At 60.0% G+C, this 21,036-nt stretch carries 19 protein-coding genes; 15 read left to right on the forward strand and 4 right to left on the reverse strand.

Annotation, left to right across the window (positions count from 1 at the left end):
• Positions 1-2 precede the first annotated feature (2 nt).
• The 3 genes from G6N50_RS03680 to G6N50_RS03690 all read right to left on the reverse strand — a co-directional run bounded on the left by G6N50_RS03680 (position 3) and on the right by G6N50_RS03690 (position 5,452).
• Positions 3-1,067, reverse strand: a complete 1,065-nt coding sequence (locus G6N50_RS03680; RefSeq protein WP_232068875.1) for a glycosyltransferase — start codon at positions 1,065-1,067, stop codon at positions 3-5.
• Positions 1,068-1,396: 329 nt separating this feature from the next.
• Positions 1,397-2,635 carry a glycosyltransferase gene (locus tag G6N50_RS03685; RefSeq protein ID WP_083097511.1) on the reverse strand — a complete coding sequence of 413 codons (1,239 nt, stop codon included), beginning with the start codon at positions 2,633-2,635 and terminating at the stop codon, positions 1,397-1,399.
• 585 nt (positions 2,636-3,220) lie between these two features.
• Complete coding sequence (locus G6N50_RS03690; RefSeq protein ID WP_083097578.1) at positions 3,221-5,452, reverse strand: acyltransferase family protein; 2,232 nt, start codon at positions 5,450-5,452, stop codon at positions 3,221-3,223.
• A gap of 424 nt (positions 5,453-5,876) precedes the next feature.
• On the opposite strand from G6N50_RS03690, the gene G6N50_RS03695 reads away from it, so the two are divergent.
• From G6N50_RS03695 to G6N50_RS03765, 15 genes are all read left to right on the forward strand, one after another.
• Positions 5,877-6,581: a hypothetical protein gene (locus tag G6N50_RS03695; protein WP_083097509.1), complete on the forward strand. Its 705-nt coding sequence runs from the start codon at positions 5,877-5,879 to the stop codon at positions 6,579-6,581.
• A 261-nt stretch (positions 6,582-6,842) separates the two neighbouring features.
• Positions 6,843-7,256, forward strand: coding sequence for a sugar 3,4-ketoisomerase (locus tag G6N50_RS03700; RefSeq protein WP_083097507.1), 414 nt, complete (start codon positions 6,843-6,845; stop codon positions 7,254-7,256).
• Entirely contained in the window at positions 7,253-7,687 is a 435-nt protein-coding gene (locus G6N50_RS03705) for a sugar 3,4-ketoisomerase (protein ID WP_083097505.1), read from the forward strand. The genes G6N50_RS03700 and G6N50_RS03705 overlap by 4 nt, the downstream gene beginning before the upstream one ends.
• Positions 7,688-7,731: 44 nt before the next feature.
• Entirely contained in the window at positions 7,732-8,856 is a 1,125-nt protein-coding gene (locus G6N50_RS03710) for a DegT/DnrJ/EryC1/StrS family aminotransferase (protein WP_142275671.1), read from the forward strand.
• 358 nt (positions 8,857-9,214) lie between these two features.
• Positions 9,215-10,228, forward strand: coding sequence for a sulfotransferase family protein (locus G6N50_RS03715; protein ID WP_142275670.1), 1,014 nt, complete (start codon positions 9,215-9,217; stop codon positions 10,226-10,228).
• Positions 10,229-10,440: 212 nt separating this feature from the next.
• Positions 10,441-11,445, forward strand: coding sequence for a class I SAM-dependent methyltransferase (locus G6N50_RS03720; RefSeq protein ID WP_083097503.1), 1,005 nt, complete (start codon positions 10,441-10,443; stop codon positions 11,443-11,445).
• Positions 11,446-11,450: 5 nt separating this feature from the next.
• Positions 11,451-12,029 (forward strand): GNAT family N-acetyltransferase, encoded by a 579-nt coding sequence (locus G6N50_RS03725; protein ID WP_232068877.1) that lies wholly within the window; start codon positions 11,451-11,453, stop codon positions 12,027-12,029.
• 101 nt (positions 12,030-12,130) lie between these two features.
• On the forward strand, positions 12,131-12,427 hold the full coding sequence (locus G6N50_RS03730; RefSeq protein ID WP_083097500.1) for a hypothetical protein: 297 nt from the start codon (positions 12,131-12,133) through the stop codon (positions 12,425-12,427).
• Between the two features lie 9 nt (positions 12,428-12,436).
• Complete coding sequence (locus tag G6N50_RS03735; protein WP_083097498.1) at positions 12,437-13,153, forward strand: SDR family NAD(P)-dependent oxidoreductase; 717 nt, start codon at positions 12,437-12,439, stop codon at positions 13,151-13,153.
• Positions 13,154-13,228: 75 nt separating this feature from the next.
• Complete coding sequence (locus G6N50_RS03740; protein WP_158086099.1) at positions 13,229-13,888, forward strand: MBL fold metallo-hydrolase; 660 nt, start codon at positions 13,229-13,231, stop codon at positions 13,886-13,888.
• 61 nt (positions 13,889-13,949) lie between these two features.
• A complete protein-coding gene (locus tag G6N50_RS03745) occupies positions 13,950-14,990 on the forward strand; it encodes a 3-oxoacyl-ACP synthase III family protein (RefSeq protein ID WP_083097494.1) in 1,041 nt (346 codons plus the stop codon).
• An 85-nt stretch (positions 14,991-15,075) separates the two neighbouring features.
• A complete protein-coding gene (locus tag G6N50_RS03750; protein ID WP_083097492.1) occupies positions 15,076-16,278 on the forward strand; it encodes an SDR family oxidoreductase in 1,203 nt (400 codons plus the stop codon).
• On the forward strand, positions 16,275-18,050 hold the full coding sequence (locus tag G6N50_RS03755) for an HAD-IIIC family phosphatase (RefSeq protein WP_083097490.1): 1,776 nt from the start codon (positions 16,275-16,277) through the stop codon (positions 18,048-18,050). Before G6N50_RS03750 ends, G6N50_RS03755 begins: the two co-directional genes overlap by 4 nt.
• Complete coding sequence (locus G6N50_RS03760) at positions 18,043-18,276, forward strand: acyl carrier protein (protein ID WP_083097488.1); 234 nt, start codon at positions 18,043-18,045, stop codon at positions 18,274-18,276. Before G6N50_RS03755 ends, G6N50_RS03760 begins: the two co-directional genes overlap by 8 nt.
• A gap of 27 nt (positions 18,277-18,303) precedes the next feature.
• The gene (locus tag G6N50_RS03765; protein ID WP_232068878.1) at positions 18,304-19,653 is read left to right on the forward strand and encodes a class I adenylate-forming enzyme family protein; all 1,350 of its coding nucleotides are present in this window, start codon (positions 18,304-18,306) and stop codon (positions 19,651-19,653) included.
• 12 nt (positions 19,654-19,665) lie between these two features.
• Here G6N50_RS03765 and G6N50_RS03770 read toward each other — a convergent pair whose 3' ends face one another.
• Positions 19,666-20,649 (reverse strand): glycosyltransferase family 2 protein, encoded by a 984-nt coding sequence (locus G6N50_RS03770; RefSeq protein WP_083097486.1) that lies wholly within the window; start codon positions 20,647-20,649, stop codon positions 19,666-19,668.
• Positions 20,650-21,036: the final 387 nt, after the last annotated feature.

Genomic DNA, 21,036 nt, shown 5'->3' on the forward strand with positions numbered 1-21,036 from the left:
CGTCAGGCGCTCAGCCGCTCGTCATCTCCGCGTCCCGCGCCGGTTTCGGTGGCAGCGGCACGGCCGGTGAGCTTGCGTCGCAACTTCTTGAGGCGGCCGCCGGGCGTTTTGGTCCAGCGGTTCTGCAGGGCCAGCGTGGCGATCCGCGGGTACTCGGCGGTGGTTTGCACCAGGAGTGCTTGGCCTTCGGGATCTGGAACCTGTTTGGCGATCGCGCGGAGCACCCAGTTGGCGTTTTTGGCCACGATCTCTTCGCGCAGTGGGTCGCCGGAGACGACCTCGAGCATGGCGTCCAAAGTCGCCGCGTGCGCGAGACCTTGCGTCCGCCAGAATGTTGCGGGGTCGGTGACGGACTTGTACCACATGCCGCGCGGGTGGCGACGGTAGACGGCCATGGTCTCCGGCAGCATGGCGATTTCGCCTTCGGCGGCGTGACGGACGTGCAGGTACCAGTCCAGGGGCATGACGTCGGTCGGAATGTCGTCGTAGCGGGGGAGGCGGCGGTACATCACCGAATTGGTCTGGATGAAGTTGCGGGAGAGCAACGTCTCGAGGCTGAGGTCGCCGGCCCGAAAAGGCGGCGGAAATTTCGGCATGAACACCTCTTCGAACTTGCGGTACATGGCGTGCACAAGCTTCTCGTCCTCGGCGCGGTCGTCAGTCCAGACGACCTGAACCGGATGGAAACACACTGCCGTGTCCGGGTTCTGGTCGAGTAACGCCACTTGTTTGCTTAGTTTCAGCGGGTCGACCCAGTAGTCGTCCCCCTCGCACAGCGCGATGTATTCACCACGTGCGGCCGATAGGGCGCCGGTCAGGTTCGCGTTGAGGCCGAGGTTGGTGGACCGCAGGATCGGCCGGAACAGGTGCGGGTGGCGGTCGGCGTAGCCCTGGATTATGTGTGGTGTGGCGTCGGTCGAGGCGTCGTCGGCAACGATGACCTCCACCGGAAATTCGGTCTGCTGGGCGAGGAAGCTGTCCAATGCGTCGCGGACGTAGGCCTGCTGGTTGTGGGTGGTCGACACCACGCTGACCCTGGGCCGGCCGGTTGTTTGCCGTGCGGTCACTGGGAGCCTCTCTGTTGCGCGGCGGCTGCGCCGCGGTCGAACGGCACCCTGCCGTTGAGCAGCGAACAAAATATTTGCGAAACGATGCCGTTCCCACAGCGGTTACGTACCGGGCGACCCAGGGGGATGCGACGAGGTACGTTACTGACGCTTTGGTCAATTATAGCCATGGCGGAATCTGACCGCACATCGAGCAAGCGTTGAGGTGCGCCGGGTTTGAAGTGCAGGGGAACCAGCAATTGAGGTGAGCGTACTTCGGCTTCCGTAATGCGTTGTGAAATCTGGATTACCGTTTGTAAAGACTGTCTTCGGCAACCAGTCCGCGCAGCTTACCCGGCGAACTTCTCCAAGAGGTTGGCGGCGTTCTCAACGCTTTCGGCAGGTCTGGTCATTCGCGCTGAGATCGCGCGGGCGCGGGTGGCGTATTCCGGAGTGAGGATCTGTGCCAGGTCGGCGATCAGCGATTCCTGGGTCGTCTCCGAAAAGGGCCGGGCCAGGCCAACTTTCAATCGTTGGATCTGGCCGGCCCAGATCTTTTGATCGCTCAAACTCCAGAGGCTCAACGTGGGGACGCCGGCGCGCAGGCCGGCGGCCGTGGTGCCCGCGCCGCTGTGGTGCACAACCGCACGGCAGGCGGGAAAGACCGTTGCGTAATTCACCGGGCCCACCACCTTGACGTGGTCGAACTGTGCGGCAGCGCTGAAGTCGGTTTTGCCCGAGCACACCAGCGCCCGCTCGCCCAGCTGCGTGCAAGCCTTTGCGATCATGTTGATCGTGTCGGCCGGAGACGCTACCGCCGTGCTGCCGAAGCCGAAACAGATCGGGGGCGTTCCAGCCGCGATCCACGACGAGACGTCGTCGTCGGCGTCCGTCGTCAACTCCATCGTCAGCGTCCCGACAAACGGCCGTTGGCCATTCCAATCCGCCCATTCGTGGGCCAGCCCCGGGAAACACACCTCGTCGTAGGCTTGGATCTCGAGTGCGCCGCGGGCTGCCATCCGTTGGGGCGCAGGTCCTTTCGCCTGCGGCAGGCCGAATTCACGGCGCTGTGAGTCTTCGGCCTTCTTGGTCACCCGCCACTGCGTCCAATCCAGTGCCGTCATTGCCGTGCGCACCAGCGGCGCCGGCAGATTGGGCGAGAGTTGGCCGTTGGGTCGCATCGGGAAGTAATGCATCGTGGCCAACGGGACGTTGAGGTATTCGGCCACGTTCGCCGCGACCCCCGGGAAACCCGGGCCGGTAAACACCAGGTGGGCGCCGTCGCAGAGCGATGTCAGGGTTGCACTCATCTCCGCCCAGGACTCGGCCAGCAAATCTTGGGCTTTCCGCCACCGCCTTCTGACCTCCGGGAAGTCCCAGAACTTGCCGAGGAAGTCGGTGTCCCAAAAGCCGTCCTGCTGATCCGGCCCGTACGCGACCGCGGACAGTCCGGCCGACTCGACGAGGGGCACCAGGTTGGGCGGGACGGCCATGCGCACGTCATGCCCCCGGCGCTGCAGTTCGCGGCCGATCGCGGTGCAGGGTTCGGCATCGCCGCGAGTTCCATAGCTGGCTAGGGCGAACTTCACGACGAGTCCTTTCCGTGATCACTGCGTAGGCGATGGCGGAGACGGTATCTCTACTCGAGTATCTCTACTCGAGTATTTCTAATTCGTCAGCTGGTTCGTGGCGTTTTCGGGTGTATAAGTCGCGTACTACGGAGGGATGAGTCGCGCGCCGTGGGTTAAGGACCGCGGTGCGGATACTGGCCCAACGTGATTTTTCTTGACACCGGCCAAGTCACTTGATGCAACTACTCCATACTGAATCCGAGAATCCGGGCGAGCACTGCGCACCTTGGCGCGCAACGACGTCGCGCATCGTGGCCGCCCCGGACAAGACGCGAATGCGATGCCACTCGCCGCCGGTTCACGCCACGGCGGCGGTGGTTATTGTCAACCTCGTGAACTAGCTCGCGATACCGGGGAAAAAGCATTCTGCGCGCCTACCGACAGCGGTCTATTCAGCCTTTGCAGAACGTCCCTCGGCAGAAATTTGGCCGGCTAACCCGCGACAGAGCACCCACGTCGGCGGCACGCGACCAAGTCGGTGCCCCGACTGGACAGAACCCCCATGCCCTGCCCGCGGTCCGACCCGCTCAAGAGCGCAGCGTGTCAGCCAAGGGCAAGTGTGCGGTCGGCCAGCGCACCCATGGCCGGCGCCATGAGCCGGGCGTATTCGGGCGTCAGATGGAATTCGTCCTCGTATACAAGAGTGTTGCCCACAATGGGCGGGCAACGGTTGGCAGCGCAGAACAATTCGGTGACTTCGGCGTATTGCCCACCGCCGGCTATGGAGGCGGTGCTCTCAGCTGCGATCCCAGTTTGATTAACCGCCGTCGACCTTGCCGACGAGCAAGCCGTCGCGTCGTCGAGGTGGACGGACAGGCAGTCGGGCACCTTCGAGTGCAGATCCGGGGTTGGCCCGACCACCAACACGTCCGCGCCGGTTTCCCGCAGCTGCTCCACCAGGCGCTTCAAGCTGTCCGTCCACGCCGGGCCGTAGGGCGGAGAACCCGTGCCGCCGTGGCGCAACATACCTAGCACCACCAGCCGCGGATGCTCGCTCCGCAACCGGGCGATGATACGACTACGCCACTGCTCGCACTCGGTGTAGTTTCGTTGACCGAAAATCTGGATGGGCAGGTCCAGCATGGGGCAGGCGCCCTTGGTCAGGACCTCCAGCCGCCAGTGCCGCTCCGAGGCGACCTGCTGGAACGCCGGACTCCAACTGTAGGCATTCGAGTCGCCGACCAGGGCCACCGTGGTCTTCGAAGCAGTGTCGCCCGTCGCACACTCAGGCTGGTCGACTTCTAACAGGTTGCGAAGGCAGTTCTCTAAGCCGGCCGGTGCTTTTTCGTGTGTTGCGCCTACGAGCGACGGATCGAGGTTTGACGGCACGGCCCTCAGGTTGACGGATGCCGACACGGCAGCCTGAACTTGCGCAAAAACCTGCTGAACCGCTGCGTCATAGGGCTCAATGTTTCGACCTGTGGGTGGAGGCCCTGCGGTCAGCCGCAGGGCCGGGGCCGCCGGGCCGTGGCCGACCGGGGTCGGAATGACCATCAGCAACACCACGCCCACACAGACCGCCACCGCGGTGGCGACACCGCCCAGCGCAAGACTGCGGCCGGCCGACTGGCGGAACGAAGCGGCGTACCGGAACGGATTCTCGATGAGGCGCAGTGTGAGCACAGCCAGCCCCAAGGAGACGAGAACCGCTGCCAGGCCATCTATCGGGCCCAACGGACGGCCCAGCAACGGCGTTGCGAGCAACAGCACCGGCCAGTGCCACAGATACCACGAATACGACAACCGGCCGATCGCTCGCATCGGTCGCAACGCCAGGACGCGGCCGCATCCTCGAGAAGCTGCGGCACAGCCGGCGCCGATCACCAACGTGGTGCCGAGCACTGGCAGCAGCGCGGCGCTACCCGGATAGGGCGTGGTCCCGTCTAATTGGTTGCAGGCGAACAAGATTAAGGCTAGGCCCACCCATCCCACGATCACGGCTGGGAATGCCGGTAGTCGCCGCCATCTCGCGGTCGTGAGGGCCACCAGACCGCCCATGGCCAACTCCCACGCCCGGGTGTGCAACGAAAAGAACGCCACAGGAGGCGCCGTCTGGGTAGTAACCCACGACATGGCAAACGATACGGCGGCGACGAGGGCAAGAGTCACCACGTACGGAGTTACCGAGGACGCGGCGTGTGCGGCCCCGGCGCGCTGGCGCGAACGCCGGATGAGCCAGGCCGTACCGATAATCAACGCTGGCCAAAGGATGTAGAACTGCTCCTCGACGCCCAGAGACCAGTAATGCTGGAAGGGCGAGAGCGACAGGTTACTTATGTGAAAGTAGTCGATACCTTGCAGCGCGAATCGATAGTTGCCGACATAGAGCGCGCTCGCAATGCCGTCACGGATAACGTCCTTGACCTCTAGCGGGGATAACAGCACAGCCGAGGCAATCGCAGTAACGACGCCGACCGTGGCCGACGCCGGCAGTAGCCGGCGGGCCCGCGCCCCATAGAAGCGGAGCAGTCGGACGGTCCCGGCGGTGCTCGCCTCGCGCCAGAGCATCCCGGTAATCAAGAAGCCCGAGATGACGAAGAACACGTCCACACCGACGAACCCGCCGCCGACTCCAGGCGCACTGCAATGAAAGAGGACAACGGCCAACACCGCAACAGCACGTAAGCCCTCGATGTCTGGGCGAAATCCCTTCTGCGGGCGTTGATCACCAGCCGCGGCATCGCCAGCAACCGACCCCGACTCGATTGCGGGAGATTGTGTGGCGGCGGTCAGTGGTGGAGCTTGCTCATAGGTGTCGTCGTCTGTGGAGGCCATGCTCACCCTTCTGGTCGTCTGCGTATTGTGCCCCAAGGGGAGTCGACAGCCGTCCGTTATCGTTTACTGGCACTCGTGGGCGCGTCTGGGGTGTCCAGGCCGCTTACCAGCAGCAGTACAGCGACAGCACCGAATGGCCCAATGTGTCCGGGATGGCGAGCGAACCCGCGTACGTGCGCGAGCCGGGCGCCGGTCAACCCGTGCGATCTCGGTCTCTGCTTTCAACGCGTAGAAAAAGAATCGCTTGTACGTCGACGATGTGCAGGCTGCGCTCTCGCATCCACCATGCGCAGGACCCGTTGAACCAAAAGCCGGAGATCGCACCACTTGGCCTGTAGGGTGAGCCCGTGGTTAGTGCAATGCGGCCGCTCGGATGAGACGTATTGCGTCTATCTACCAGTAGGCGATCGTTTTGGGAGGCTAGATAGTGTTTCAACTTGCTCGACGGGTAGTTAATAAAGACAAAATCGAACTTATAGATCGAGCATTCACGTCCCTTCGCATCGAATCATTCGCGGATTTGGGAGCTGTTTGGAGAGTGGAGGGTGCATATACGTTCCATGCGCTCGACAAGCATCAGATAAAGGACGCGGCACTGGTTGACCTGAATGTGACACCGACTGTCAGCGCGCGAGCGAAGTCATATCCGCAACTGCGTTTGATCAGCGGTAATTTCGGCGATCAAGCGGTCGCCGACAAAGTCGGTGATGTGGATGCCGTTTTTCTGTTTGACGTACTGCTGCACCAGGTTTCGCCCGACTGGGACGCCGTCCTGGAGATGTACGCCGAAAAGGCGAACTCATTATTGATTTACAACCAACAATGGACAGGCTCTAGAAAGACAGTCAGATTGTTGGATTTGGGTGAGAAAGAATATTTTCGTAATGTTCCTCATAGCCGCCGTGTCGAGGAGTACGCCAACCTCTTCCAAAAAATCGATGAGATGCACCCGGAAATGGATAGGACATGGCGTGACTTCCCAGGTATCTGGCAATGGGGTATTACCGACGCCGAGCTCGAGTCAAAGGCTGCGCAGCTTGGCTTTAAGCTGAAGTACAAAAAGAATTGCGGCAGGTTCGACAGGCTTCAAAATTTTGAGAACCACGCTTTCATTTTTTCGCGTAGATAGCGGACGGAAGTGGATTTGCGGAACCCCCTTATTTCGAAGCTTATTTCTTGAGCTCGCGGTATCACGGCACAAGTCGGTCGCTTTGCGGGAGGACGTAGCGCAAATGATTTCGCCTCAACGCTGTGGGGCAAAAGCGGGCGAACTGCAAAGGCGAACGTTGGGCAGCTTATGCAGTCTAGGCTGCACCCCTGACGGGTGCCCCCGCGCAACACTTGCTCCCGCTTCTGCCCGCGGATTGGACGCACTCCTCCCAGGTCGCCCATGATCAGCGCTCACGACTGCAAATTGATCGACCTACCCAAGATCCACGATCCGCGCGGAAACCTCACCTTCATCGAATCGAGCAGCCATCTGCCGTTCGAGATAGAGAGAGCTTTCTGGATCTACGACGTCCCAGGCGGTTCGCTCCGAGGGGGGCACGCTTATCGAACTGGTCAAGAGCTGATCGTTGCGCTCTCTGGGAGTTTTGAAGTCATGCTGGACGATGGATCTCATCAAGTTCGGTATACCTTGAATCGCTCCTACCACGCGTTGTTGGTACCAAATCTCATCTGGCGAGAAATGATCAACTTCTCAACAAATTCGGTGGCACTCGTCCTTGCCTCTGTTCCCTACGAGCCCGGGGATTACGTGCGGGATTACGAAGACTTTCTGCGACTCCGGAACACCCAATGAGCCGCGTTGACGAATGCAAGCTGGTAGATCTTGAAAGGATCGAAAGTTCCAGCGGCAACCTCTCGCCCCTCTATGGTGGGGTCCACGTGCCTTTCGCGATCAAACGCGTTTACTACCTGTACGACGTCCCCGGCGGAGCCGAGCGTGGGGGTCACGCGCATCGAGAGCTGCAACAGCTCATCGTTGCGGCCTCGGGTTCGTTTGCGGTCACCCTTGATGACGGCGAGAACCAGCGAACGGTTTCGCTCGACCGTTCGTATTATGGCCTCTACCTACCAAGCATGATTTGGAGAGAGATCACCGGGTTCTGCACCGGAGCGATATGTCTGGTGTTCGCCTCGCTTCCTTACGACGAAGGCGACTACATCCGCGACTACGAAGACTTTTTGTCCGCCGCCCGTAGTCCGGGGAACGGGAGGGACGTCGGTTGAGCGGCGCATCGAATGTGCCTCGAATGTTCAAGCAAGGAAACCCCATGACTAACGCTCCTGCTGCCGTGCCCTTTCTCGATGTTCGCGCGGCGACGCGCGAGCTCGAAGCGCCATTGCTGGAAGCTGTGGACCGCGTCGTGCGCAGCGGCTGGTACGTACTCGGCGATGAGACAAGTGCTTTTGAACACGAGTTCGCCGCCTTCACCGGCGCCCAACATGCGGTTGGGGTTGGCAATGGCTTGGACGCTATTACCCTTGCCCTACAAGCGCTCGGAATTGGCGCCGGCGATGAAGTCATCGTTCCGGCACACACTTTTGTCGCGACATGGATCGCGGTGGCGCGCACCGGCGCGCGTCCGATAGGCGTGGAGCCGGTTGTTGGCCAATGGAACATTGATCCGGCTCGGGTAGCGGACGCGATTACTTCCCGTACTCGTGCGCTTGTCCCGGTGCACCTCTTTGGCCAGCCGGCAGACCTCTCAGAGCTGCTGGAAGCGGCGAAGAAACACGGGCTGGCGGTAGTAGAGGATGCGGCACAGGCGCATGGGGCACGCTATGGTGGTCGGCGCATCGGCGCTCACAGCAATGCAGTGGCCTGGAGTTTCTACCCCGGCAAAAACCTTGGGGCCCTTGGTGATGGGGGTGCGGTGACCACCGACGATGCAACAATCGCTGCTCGTGTTAGGTCACTCGGCAACTATGGCAGCAGCCAAAAATATGTACACGACCTTCTGGGGGCAAACTCGCGACTCGACGAGATTCAGTCCGCGACGCTGCGCATCAAATTGCAGCATCTCGATAGATGGAATGCTCGCCGTCAAGCGATCGCAGCGCGTTACAGCGACGAGCTCGCCGATGTCCCCGGCCTCCGTTTGCCCGAAGTCGGCCCCGACCGGGAGCACGTCTGGCATCTCTACGTCGTCGACCATGCATCTCGTGATGAATTGCAAAAGCATCTGGCTGCCAGAGGGATTCAGACTTTGGTCCATTATCCGATCCCGCCGCACAGATCGGGTGCGTTTGCTCAACTAGAACTTGGAGAGGGGGCCTTTCCCATCACGGAAGAAGCGGCGCGGACTCACCTCAGCCTCCCTATAGGTCCTCATCTATCGGACGAGGATGTTTCCCGCGTGGTCGACGCCTGCAGATCGTTTTCGTCTTCAGTCTGACAAAGACAAGGCGCTTTGATCTCGCACTTTACGCGTAATGCATTGCGGGCGTGACGTTCCGGTCGCTCCTAAACGAAGGCCCTCTCTTGCGTTTGTATCTGACGCTCGCGTAACATAATTCACCGATGAGCATGCGTCGACCCACTGCTTCATGCCGTGCCGCACTGTCTCATTCGTCTTGTTGGGCGGGTTTGAAGTTCGATCAAATCCACGCGGCCACACTTGCGCACGTCCCACCGTTTTGCGCTGTGCCGTTCGTTCTGCGCGAAATACCTTTTGAAGCGTTCCACGGTCGGTCTCGCATCATAGCCTCGCATGCGATTTCGCTTGCACGGACGTACTCGTGACCATCCCTGTTATGCCGACTGGGACCGCGCGCCGACCGGTCGCTCTCTTCGTTCTGGGCATGCCTCGGTCTGGAACGTCGGCGCTCACGCGGGTTCTCTCGCTGTGCGGCGGTGCGCTGCCGGGGCAGCTCGAGTTAGCCGACTCCTTCAATCCGCGTGGCTATTGGGAGCCGCGCGAAACCCATCATCTCAACGGCCGCATGCTGCGTCGCCACTACAGCACTGACGCTGACCCGTCACTGCGTCTGCAGGAAGAGGGCGCACTCGATGTCGAAGAGAAGACTGCCTTCATCGAGGAAGTCAAGGCGTTTCTCACCACGCTGCCGTACTCGTCGCTCGTGGTCATCAAAGACCTCTACATAACTGCATTGTCAGAGATGTGGTTCGACGCAGCGCGTCAGACAGGATTCGACATCGCGGCCGTGATCGCCTTACGGCATCCCCAAGAGGTCATCGCCTCGGTTGCGGCGAGCCGTAGAGTTTCGCCTGAGCTTCCGAATGCACTTCCGAGCGCCATGTGGCTCAAGTACAACCTGCTGGCCGAGAGGAACACGCGTGGAATGCCGCGCGTGTTTGTCGAGTACGCCAATCTCCTCCAGGACTGGCGTCGCGAAGTAAAACGCATTTCCGCCGCACTTAAAATCAACCTCGCTAACCGGGATGAGTGCGCAGTGGACAACTTTCTCACGAAAAATCTCCATCGCAATCGAGCCTACGGCCCAGTAGCCGAGCCATTCGGCACAGACTGGGTGTCCACTGTGTATGAAGTGACGCAATCGGCCGCACGGGACGAGCCCTGGAAAGAGTCTGCACTAGATCGTGTCTACGATGCGTATCGCGCGAGCGAACATGCTTTCCGGACGGCATTCAACGATTTCAGCGAGGATTTCCGGGACCATATGCCCCCTCCTAACGCCGTACTGCTCCGACTCTTGCCGCGTCGTAACGTGATCATCGAGCTGCGGCGTCGCCGCGGTGTTCGCGGGGTGAGTGTCGAAGTACGCCGTCGCGGCAGTGTTCGCTGACAGCCGGTACATCGTCTCACGAGGCGGCAACACCGTTCGCGCCTCGGCGAGGACGGCTCTGGAAGGCGTTGTGACACGGTGAGGCTGCGATCGGGGTCGATTAGACAACGCGGCCCGGCGGTGATGAGTGCATCGGCCGGATTCTTCGAGAAGCGCCGCTTGATTTGACATGATGGACCACGCGGGGGATCAACATAGCCGGCCTTTCCAGCGTGAAGACGCTATACGATGCCAACGACCCAACGAGCCCGGCTCTCGCTGAGCCCAAGGGCAACAGCCTGATTGGAATCGATGAGGACGGGATTCAACCGATGACCCGCGAGTACACCCAGGCCGCACAGGCCCTTATCGAGGATCAGGCCCGTTTCGCGCGCGGCAGTATTGAGCGCGCGAGCGCCGAGTTCGGCCCCGTGTGGGACGCCGCCTTCGAGCAGCTCTTAGCTCACGTCTACCCCGACCCTGCCGCGATGGGCGATGCGGTCAAGGGTTACGCAGCCTTCGCGGTGGACTCAATGCGCCGCCAACGTCGCTTCGAAAAGGAGCGCGAATACCCTGCCAAGACTTTCGCCGAAGCTGCGCAGGAGGTTTACCTGAACGACGAATACATGCAGACGCAATACCTGCCGGGACTCCTGCTGTCTCACTACCTGTGGTCCCATCACTATCTGCAATTACAGTACTTTCATCGGTTCTTCTTGCCATCGATGGCTAAGCAGGCCCACCCGCGTTTCGCCGAGGTCGGCATCGGCACCGGCGTATACTCGCGCATCGCCTTGCAGACGGTGCCGGCCGCGGAAGGCTTTGGCTACGATTTGAGCCCGGTCTCGGTGCGCTTCACCCGCGCTCACCTCGAGGCCTTTGGGCTGCTAGGTCGCTACAACACGAACTTGCGCGACGTCATCGAGCATCCGCCAGAAGACCAACTGGGCCACGTGATCTGTGTGGAGGTGCTCGAACACCTCGAAGACCCTGTGGCCCTGATGCGAGCCCTGAAAAACATGACTAACTCCGACGGCAAGCTCTTCATCACGGCCGCGCTCAATGCGGCCAATGCCGACCACATCTACCTCTACAGAAATGCCGAGGAGGTACTGGTTCAGGCCGCAGACGCAGGCCTCCACGTGGAGCACTACTACTTCGCCAACGCCTACCCAGCCCCGAATCGGGGTGTGCCCGTGCCGGGCGCGATGGCCATGGTGTGTACTCCGGAGCGCTGAGCCCCATGGCCGATGTCATCCTTGAGGGCGAGTTCGTCACCCTGCGGCCATTATCCGTGGACGATGCATCGCTCACACTTGCGTGGCGTCAAAGTGCGCGCGCGGCCAACTTGAATGCCGCTCCGCAGTGCCTGGAGCAACAAGCGAAATGGATCTCCACGCGACCAGACTCGGAATATAACTTCGTCATTGAGCTAAAAGATGGTCGTCCCGTAGGTATGGTCTCACTAACCGGCATCGACATCACTCACGGGCGTGCTGAGCCCGGACGCTTCTTGATCGGGGATGAAGAGGCAGTCCGCGGGGTGCCGGTAGCGGTCGAGGCTATGAAGCTCGTCTACGAGTTGGCCTTCGTCAAGCTGGGGTTACAACGAGTACATGGGTCCGTCGCGTCCGACAACGTGCTCATGATCAAGTGGCAGAAATTCATGGGTATGACCGAAGAGGGACGGTTGCGAAATCACTATTTCATTAATGGCAAGTTCCAGGACGCGGTAATTTTCGGTTTGCTGGCCGAGGAGTACCGAGTAAGAGCGAAACCCAAGATGGACGTCTTTATCAAGGCGGCGAGGAAGACGAACTGAGTTGCACTTGGTAGCGCCTTCCTGGAAGTCCTCGCTCCGGGCCCCGGCTGGGCAGTGTGGGCAGTTCACCGGTAAGAACATGAGATCCATGGAGTCCAAGTATGAGCAAGCAAGACGCAGTCGAAAGCATCATCTTTCAGGCCCTGCAAACGCTGAACAAGGAGCGTGCCCCCGACGAGCAGATCGACATCGGCCCTGACACGCCCCTCTTCGGTCCCGATGCGCTCTTGAATTCACTGGAGTTGGTGTCGGTCATGGTCGATATCGAGACCCTGTCCGCCGATGAGTTCAGCCAGCCCGTGAGTCTGACCGACGATAAGGCTATGGAGCGCGATCCGGTTCCTTTTGTCAGCGTATCGACCCTGACTGCCTACATGCTCGAACTGCTGGGCGATTGAGCAACGACGATGTCAGTGCGGTACGACGACAAGGTGGTGCTGGTGACTGGCGCACGCCGGGGCCTAGGCGCGGTGATTGCCGATCACTTCGAGCAGCGGGGGGCCCAGGTAGTGGGCTTCAGTCGTCATGTCGATGACGTGCCTAGGTCGGACCGCCGCTTCGACGTGGCGGTGGACGTAGGCGATCCGGGTTCAGTCAGCGGTGGTTTCGAACAAATCCGCAAACGCTTCGGCAAGCTGGATATCTGCGTCAACAACGCCGCTGTGCTGACTTCGCAGTACGCGATGATATTGCCGGCCGCTTCAGCCAGAGCGATGGTGGACACCAACCTCGTAGGTGCGTTCCTGGTTTCGCGCGAGGCTGCGAAGCTCATGCGCAAAGGTAAATGGGGCCGCATCGTCGGCGTCAGCTCGATGGCTGTGAGCCTCGAGCCCATGGGCGACTCGGTCTATGCTGCGACTAAGGCTGCAATCACCACCCTCGCCAACGTCATGGCGAAGGAACTGGCCACAACGAACATCACTTGCAACACGATGGGCATCACGGCCTTCGAAACTGACATGTTGAGGCAGCTGCCTCGCGATAAGGTCGATGCCGTGATCGCCGCTCTGCCGCTTGCGCGCATGGCCACACGTCAAGATGTGGCGCATGTGCTCGATTTCTTCTGCGGACCCGGCAGCGAGTGCATCACCGCACAAACGGTGTACTTGGGCGGGGTGCATTGAGATGGTTGCGTCGCGCTCGAACACGATTGACGGGGAGCATGTCGAATGGCTGCGCCGAGGCAGCATGACAGAGAAATGACCATTGATACCGACACCCTGCGTGTTGTCGCGAATCAGGGCTTTCCTTCCAATACCTACCTCTTGGCTTCGGGAACCCCAGGTCACTGCGTGGTCGTCGACCCCGGCCTGGATTCTGCTTCGTTGAAGCAGATGCTGAATGATGCCGGCTGGGTCCCCGAGGCCGTGTTGTGCACCCACGGTCACTTCGACCACGTGGGCGGAGCGGCTGAGTTGCAATCGCACCATCACATCCCTGTATATCTGCACGCGGCCGATGTGAAAGCGGCCAAGATGTCCAACTTCTTGATGGCTGCCTTCAAGGTCGAACAGCGCATCAAGCTGCCGGAATTTCAGCTGTTGGAGGGCGAGGATTCACGTCTGGAGTGCGCGGGGCGATCTTTCCTGTTTCACTCAGCGCCAGGTCATACGCCGGGCAGCGCCGTGATCGAAGTGGACGGATTTTTGTTCTCGGGAGACTCGCTCTATGCCAAACGTGTCGGTCTGTCTCAATTGCCCGGCGAAGACTCGCCGACGCTTCGCCGCTCGCTGCGCCGCCTGTTCAGCCGCGTGGGAGGCGAGGTACTCGTACTACCGGGGCACGGAGGCAGCGCCACGCTGAAAAACATTCGCGAAAACAACCATCCGCTGCGTGAGTTCATGGCGGAGCCCGATTGATCCGCTCCGTATGCCGACGTAGCGCAGGCCTGTCATTGAGAGGGTTGCAAGCTCTTACGCCATGATCGACGTGTCAACTTCAGCCGTGTCCCTGCCCGCCGTGTCCATCATCGGCGTGGGCCATCACCTGCCTGCGCGAGTGGTCGCTAACGACGAACTGTGCCAGAAGCTGGACCCGGCACAAGCCGTCACACCCGCCTGGATCGAAGAAAAAACGGGCATCCGTCAGCGCCGTATTGCCGCCCCGGACGATACCGCCTGGAGCTTCGCGGTGGAGGCTGCCAAGCGCGCGATGGCTATGGCGCAAATCACCGCTGAGCAGCTCGATATCATCATTTGCTGCACCTTTTCCGGTGACTACATCTACCCTCCGGTCTCAGCCAAAGTGCAGCAACAGCTAGAGGCCGAGCATGCACAAATCTACGATGTGCAAGCCAACTGCTCGGGCTTTGTTACCGGGTTGACCGCAGCGTCTGACCGCATCAGGGTGGACGACACCTTGCGCTACGCGCTCGTCATCGGCGTCGAAATGCTCAGCCGCTACATCGACGGCAGCGACGTCAACACCGCGATATACCTCAGTGACGGCGCCGGTGCAGCTGTACTAAGCCGAGTGGCGGAGGGCGGTATTCGCCACTCCGCTTTCCATACCGACAGCTCTAATTTCGATGCAGTGCGCCAGCGCGGCGGGGGCTCGATGTTTCCCACGAACGGCCGCCCGTTCGATCGCACGGTGGACTTGATGGAGATGAACGGTATCGCCACGTGGAAGCAGGCCATCACACATCTTCCGCCCACTATTCGGAAGGCGATCGCTAAGTCAAGTTACGAAGTCAGCGACATTGACTTCGTAATCTTTCACCAGGCCAACCTGCGGTTGATCGAATACCTCGTGAAAAAAATGGGATTCGGCTTGGAGAAGACATATGCCAACGTAGCCGAAGTGGGCAACACCGGCTCAGCATCGCTCGCCATCGCATTGAGTGAAGCAGTAACGAAAGGCAAGATGCGGCGAGGCCAGCGCGTGGTGTTGGCAGGCGTGGGCGCAGGGTTCAACTTCGCAGCGAGCGTATGGGATTGGACTCTGGAGATGCCACAGTGAAGTGGACTGAGCGCTTGGCCGCCGCCGTGTTGAACTGCGTCCGTTCTTTGGGTTCGGGCGATGTGATCATCGACCGAGGATTGCCATGACCGTGTTCACTGATTTTGATGACGTCAAGGAAGGCGATACTGCCTCCCTTGTCAAAACCATCACCGAGGCCGACATCCTCAGGTTTGTTGAGCTAACGGGTGACAATAACCCGCTGCACGTTGACGCCGAGTACGCGAATCACACGCCGTTCAAAGAGATCGTCGTCCACGGCATGCTGGGCGCTTCGTTCATCTCGACCGTTATCGGCACCAAGCTCCCGGGTCCCGGTGCGCTGTGGGTATCGCAGTCATTCGACTTCAACTTGCCAGTGCGCCTGGCCGACACGCTTACGGTGGCCTGCACCGTAGTACGCAAGCACGCACGTGACCGCTTGCTAGAGCTGCAAATGCAGATCACCAACCAACATGGCCAGACTGTCTTACAAGGTCAGGGCAAAGTCAAGCTGCTTGAAGCGCCCAAAGCCACGGTTGTAGCGCCTAAGTCCGCGCTCAAGGTAGCCATCGTCACTGGCGGGGCTGGGGGCATTGGCAGTGCGATTTGCAAACACCTCGGCGCCGGCGGGTACTCGGTCGTCGTCAATTATTTAAATAACCGCAATCGCGCGGATGCGCTGGTACGTCAGTTGAACGCAATCGAACCTGCAAAGACACGCGCCCTAGCAGTACAGGCGGATGTCTCGACCGTAGAGGGGTGTGCGCGCTTAAAAGATGCTGCGAGAGAGCAATTCGGCGGCGTGAGTGCGTTGATCAACGCCGCCTCGCCGCGCATCATCGCCAAACCGCTAACTGAAATGTGCTGGGCCGATATGCAAGAGCACCTTGATGTACAAGTCAAGAGCGCCTTCCTAGCGATCCAAGCCGTGACGCCGCCCATGGTGGCCAACGGGGGAGGGCGCATTGTCTGCATAACATCGGAATCGATCGACGGCACACCGGTCAGTGGCTGGACAGCCTATGCCACCGGCAAGGGCGCGCTTGCGACGATGGCGCGCTACCTTGCGGCGGAATTTGGCCCGAAGGGTATAACAGTCAACTGTGTGTCGCCGGGCATGACAGATACCCGGTTCATCAGCGGCATCTCTGAAAAGCAGCAATTGATGACCGCGCGCCTAAAACCCTTGCGCCGCTTGGGTACACCGGGCGACATCGCGGGAGCAGTTGCTTTCTTGTTGTCTGACCAGGCTTCTTACATCACCGGCCAAAGCCTGAGGGTGAACGGCGGGGGAACGATGTCGTGAGTGACGCGCATGCCGAAGCCTTGGAGATCCTGCGCAACTCCAACGCACCAATGACCGACGTGCTGAAGGCGTTGTCCACGCTTGATAAAGCAGAACACAAAGGCCGTACGATCAAGCTCGGAATCGCCGCCAATATTTCGGTAGACCTGCTGGGTAATTATCTCCGCCGCCATGCCTACCTCGAGGACGTGCGGCTTGAGGTCATCAACGGTTCTTACGATGACCTGCTAAATGACGTGGCGGATTTTGTCGCGCAGGACGTTGACCAGCTACTGATAATCCCTTTCTTCGATAATCTTTACGCCGCGTGGGAATCTCAACTTGACGCGCTCGCCGCCGATGAGCGGCAGGCAAGGATGCAGACGTGGCTGTCGAAGCTCCAGCTTGCATTAGGTCAAGCAGCATCGGTGGGCCGATTGACGCTCGCTGGTGCTCACCTATGGAACCACATGCCGTATGGAGCCGCAGCTGACCTGCTGCTCGAATTCAACGGCGCAATGAAGGCGCTGGCGGACGCGCACGCAAACGCACAGTTTCTCGACACCGTGGGGATTGTGAGTTATTTGGGCGAGAAGGTCGCATTAGATGCGCGCTTCTACTACGCGGGCAAGGCCCCGTACACGCCAACCTTCTTTGATGAGTTCGCGCGCCGCTTTGCACTCGCCACACGCGGCTTCGGTTCATACTTCTACAAGGTGCTGGCACTGGACTGTGACAACACGCTTTGGGGCGGTATCGTCGGCGAAGACGGCCTGAACGGAATCGCGCTCGATCCATACGACTATCCAGGCAATGTCTACTGGACTGTGCAGCAGCAACTTCGCCAGCTCGAATCCCGAGGCATCTTGCTCTGCCTGTGCACCAAGAACAACGTTGAAGACGCCGACGAGGTGTTTGCGAAGCACCCTAACGCAGTCCTGAAGGATGAGCACTTTGCTGCCAAAAAAGTGAATTGGGACCCGAAGGTCGCGAGCCTGCGAGCCCTTGCCGAAGAGCTGAACCTTGGCCAGGAGAGCTTCATCTTCGTCGACGACTCCGATTTCGAATTAGAAGCTGTGCGCACGCAGTTGCCGCAAGTCAAGGTGTTTCAAGTGCCGAAGAAGCTGAGCGACTACCCCGCGATGCTGCGGGACATAGCCTCGCTCTGCTTGGCCGGCGGGTTGAGCGCCGAGAGCAAGAGTAGAACCCAGCAATATAAACAGCTCGCCTTGGCGGCTACCGGGCAGGAAACCTTTGCGAGTCAAGAGGATTACCTACGATCGCTCGACCTGAAGGTGCATATCTACCGCGACGCGCGCGAGCAGATCGCCCGCATCGCTGAGCTGACGCAGAAGTCCAACCAGTTCAATCTGACGACGCGCCGTTATACGCCAGGCGAAATTGTGACGCTGATGGACCGCCCGGACAGCACGGTGTACTCGTTCGACGTCCGTGATCGGTTTGGAGACTGTGGCATAACGGGCGTGATCGTCGTGGACTTCGCAGCCGAGCACGCGATTATCGACGCCTTCTTGATGAGCTGCCGCGTGATAGGGCGCGGCGTTGAGTTTGCTGTATGGCCCGCAGTACTGGACGATATACGAGAGCGCGGCAATCACGGGTTGACGGCCAGGTACCTGCCCTCCGCAAAAAACGCGCAAGTGGCGGACTTTTTTGACCGGCTCGGCCTCTCAAAAGTGGAAGAATCCGACGACGGTGCGCGCCGTTACGAAGCCCAGCTGGACAGCGTCCGGCTGGCAGATAGCGATTGGGTGAAGTTGATCAATGGTTGACCCGACAAAGATCAAGGAAGTGATGGCCGCGGTTTTGGAGGTAGATCCGTCCACGATCAGCGAGGACGCCAGTATGGACAGCATTGAGAGCTGGAACTCGCTGCGCCAGATGAGCTTGGTGCTCGCGCTCGAAGAAGAGTTCGGGGTGTCCTTTCCGGATGAAGATGCAGCCAACGCCACCTCGTTCAAGCTCCTGTCGCTGGTGCTGCAAGAGCAGGTCGCCTGAGTGCGAAAGCCCCTCTAAAGATCCATCGTGGAGGTCGGCATGGACTGGCTCATCGAGCGCTTCGCCAGCGCACGCAATAAAACCGCTTTTATCCACCACGGAACGCCGTTCAGCTATGGCCAGATGGTGGACCGAATCTCCGTGCTGGAGTCCCAGCTTCAGAAGGCCGGTGTCGGCTACCACGACACCGTGGTGGTATTGGCTGACTACGCGCCAGAGGTCGTGTGCATGCTGCTGGCATTAGCGCGGCTCCGAGCCACCGTTGTGCCCATGACTCGCGGCTCGGTGATCGAAGAGAGTGAGGTTCTGGGCATTTCGGGCTGTACCCGACGGATCGCCTTCGCGCCGGACGGCATCACCTGGGAGATGGAGACGCATTCCGTGGAGGTCATCAATCCGCTGATGTCTGAGTTCCGCCAGACGGAAAGCCCAGGCTTGGTGCTGTTCTCATCCGGATCTACCGGCAAGCCTAAAGGCATGCTATACGACTTCTGGCGCGTCACGGACAGGTTCAAGATGCAGCGCGTGCCGGTGGTGGCCGTACCATTTCTTCTACTTGACCACTTTGGCGGCATTAACACCATTCTCGCCATCACCAGCAGCCTGGGCACAGTAGTCACCACCGAGGACCGTCTCTTGCCGACCATTTGTGCGGCAATCGAGAAGTACAAAGTCGACTTGCTGCCTACCACGCCGTCTTTTCTGACCATGCTGGCCGCGACCGACTTGCCGGCGCGTTACGACTTGAGTTCATTGAAACGGATCACCTATGGCACAGAGACCATGCCTCAGGCGACGCTTGATCGCATCCGTGAGCGTTTCCCGAATGCGGAGTTGCAACAAACCTACGGGCTGTCGGAGGTGGGTGTGCTGCGCTCTCAGTCACGCCCCGATGGCTCGCTTTGGTTAAGGATCGGTGGCCAGGGCTTCGAGACGCAAGTGCGCGACGGCATTCTGTGGATCCGCTCGGAGTTCCGAATGTTGGGATACCTGAACGCGCCCTCGGGCTTCGACGATGAGGGGTGGTTCAACACACAGGACCGCGTGGAAGTCGATGGCGAATGGTTTAAAATCTTGGGTCGCGTCACCGACCTTATAAATGTGGCGGGGCAAAAGGTCTACCCGGCCGAGGTAGAAGACGTCATCCTGCAATTGCCCAACGTGACCGATGTGGTGGTGAAGGGGGAGAAACACACGCTGCTGGGCCAGATCGTGGTGGCGCATGTTGCGCTGAGCGAGCCCGAACCGTTGCCTGAGCTGCGAGCCAGGATCCGTCTGGCATGCCTGTCTAAGCTCACGGACTATAAGGTGCCGGCCAAGGTGGTGTTGATGGAGGCCGAAATGTATTCGGCAAGGTTTAAGAAAGTGCGCCAGTAAGCGACAAATATTCTACGGCTGAGATCCGACCGGATTTAGGTTGGCGCGCAAACGCCAGGCCCGGGCGAATTCGCGGAACGGCGCGAGCATCAACGTTTTTATGCGCGAGCGTCGGTCCGGCCCGTAGAGCACGACTTCCAGGAATCGCAGCACCCATACGGGCGACCACCACACCGCTGCGATGAAGCGAATGACTGCTGGCGATGCGGGATCCACGATCACCCATGTGAGGAGACGCAGGCGGTCTAGCCACCAGGTTCTTGCTGCGAAGGCTTCTCCGGTAAACGGTGTGTGCTCCCGTACCGAAAGTTCCTGCGGGACAAAACAAGCTGTCGACCTGAGTAGCAAACGTAACCAGAGATCAAGGTCGGAGAGATGGGCGATGTCATCGCGGATCCCGCCCGCATCGATTGCCAATTGGCGCCGAAACATCACATTGGTCGGCTCTCCGATCCAATTGGTGCCTAAGCCTTGCAGCGTCATCTGCAAGACCAGCGAGGAGCCGCGGTTATGCTCTTCGAGCTTTCGAAAGCGGGTATGCAGCGTGCCACATTGACGTAGCCAGACGAGGTCGTCAGTCAGTACACGTCGAGGCGCGAAAACCAGTCCGACAGTCGGATCGTCGAAATAGGCGACGAGTGTCCGCAGTGCTCCCGGAAGCAAGTAGTCATCGCCGTGTACGTATTGGATGTAGCTGCCGCGCGCGAGTTCTAATAGTTTGACGTGGTTTCTATGGGCGCCGAGGTTCGATTCGTTCCGTATCAGCCGGTCTCCCGGTCTCAGCATTTTTTCGGCAATGGCGACGCTGTCGTCCGGGGAATTGTCGTCGACGATGATGAGTTCGTACTTCGCATCCTGATCCAGGATACTGCGTAAACAACGCTCGATGGTCGCACCGTTGTTGTACATCGGCACGCACACCGAAATAAGCGGCGTCGCCGACGAATCCTCGGCGTGAAAGTTCACCGATAGTGCAGTCGACACATCGTCAGGCAATGTGGTGACATCCCTTCCCAGACGTAGACGTTCTTGCAGGGTGTTTCTTCTGGAAGAAGTTCGCTGACAACCTGTGTCGAGTCTCCACGCCGCGGCGCCGGCACGGCATGCACGTCCGCTGAACGCAGACACTCAGCCATCGCGTCTCGTGGAACGGCCGAGCCGGTTCTCCTTGACAGAATTCGTCGATCTCTGATGGTCCCAGGCGGCGCCGAGCGCATCGACCTACTGCCGCCAACCATCATCAGGACAGGCACGCGGTGAGCGTACACCGGTGCTTGCAGCCGTCGTCGACTATTCAGTACGGCGGTTCCAGCTTTCGACGATTCCCTGAACAGGCGAGCAGCACATGTCGCTTGGAGCGTGGCGGGTCCGCGATCGTGCTCA

The organism is Mycobacterium mantenii, assembly GCF_010731775.1.
Taxonomy (GTDB): domain Bacteria; phylum Actinomycetota; class Actinomycetes; order Mycobacteriales; family Mycobacteriaceae; genus Mycobacterium; species Mycobacterium mantenii.

What these genes read in the sequence shown, in the direction of transcription:
- G6N50_RS03750 (WP_083097492.1), top strand. Translation starts at nt 15,076, where the DNA reads ATGACCGTGTTCACTGATTTTGATGACGTCAAGGAAGGCGATACTGCC.
- G6N50_RS03730 (WP_083097500.1), top strand. Translation starts at nt 12,131, where the DNA reads ATGAGCAAGCAAGACGCAGTCGAAAGCATCATCTTTCAGGCCCTGCAA.
- G6N50_RS03735 (WP_083097498.1), top strand. Translation starts at nt 12,437, where the DNA reads ATGTCAGTGCGGTACGACGACAAGGTGGTGCTGGTGACTGGCGCACGC.
- G6N50_RS03700 (WP_083097507.1), top strand. Translation starts at nt 6,843, where the DNA reads ATGATCAGCGCTCACGACTGCAAATTGATCGACCTACCCAAGATCCAC.
- G6N50_RS03725 (WP_232068877.1), top strand. Translation starts at nt 11,451, where the DNA reads ATGGCCGATGTCATCCTTGAGGGCGAGTTCGTCACCCTGCGGCCATTA.
- G6N50_RS03705 (WP_083097505.1), top strand. Translation starts at nt 7,253, where the DNA reads ATGAGCCGCGTTGACGAATGCAAGCTGGTAGATCTTGAAAGGATCGAA.
- G6N50_RS03715 (WP_142275670.1), top strand. Translation starts at nt 9,215, where the DNA reads ATGCCGACTGGGACCGCGCGCCGACCGGTCGCTCTCTTCGTTCTGGGC.
- G6N50_RS03710 (WP_142275671.1), top strand. Translation starts at nt 7,732, where the DNA reads ATGACTAACGCTCCTGCTGCCGTGCCCTTTCTCGATGTTCGCGCGGCG.
- G6N50_RS03740 (WP_158086099.1), top strand. Translation starts at nt 13,229, where the DNA reads ATGACCATTGATACCGACACCCTGCGTGTTGTCGCGAATCAGGGCTTT.
- G6N50_RS03690 (WP_083097578.1), bottom strand. Translation starts at nt 5,452, where the DNA reads ATGGCCTCCACAGACGACGACACCTATGAGCAAGCTCCACCACTGACC.
- G6N50_RS03760 (WP_083097488.1), top strand. Translation starts at nt 18,043, where the DNA reads ATGGTTGACCCGACAAAGATCAAGGAAGTGATGGCCGCGGTTTTGGAG.
- G6N50_RS03745 (WP_083097494.1), top strand. Translation starts at nt 13,950, where the DNA reads ATGATCGACGTGTCAACTTCAGCCGTGTCCCTGCCCGCCGTGTCCATC.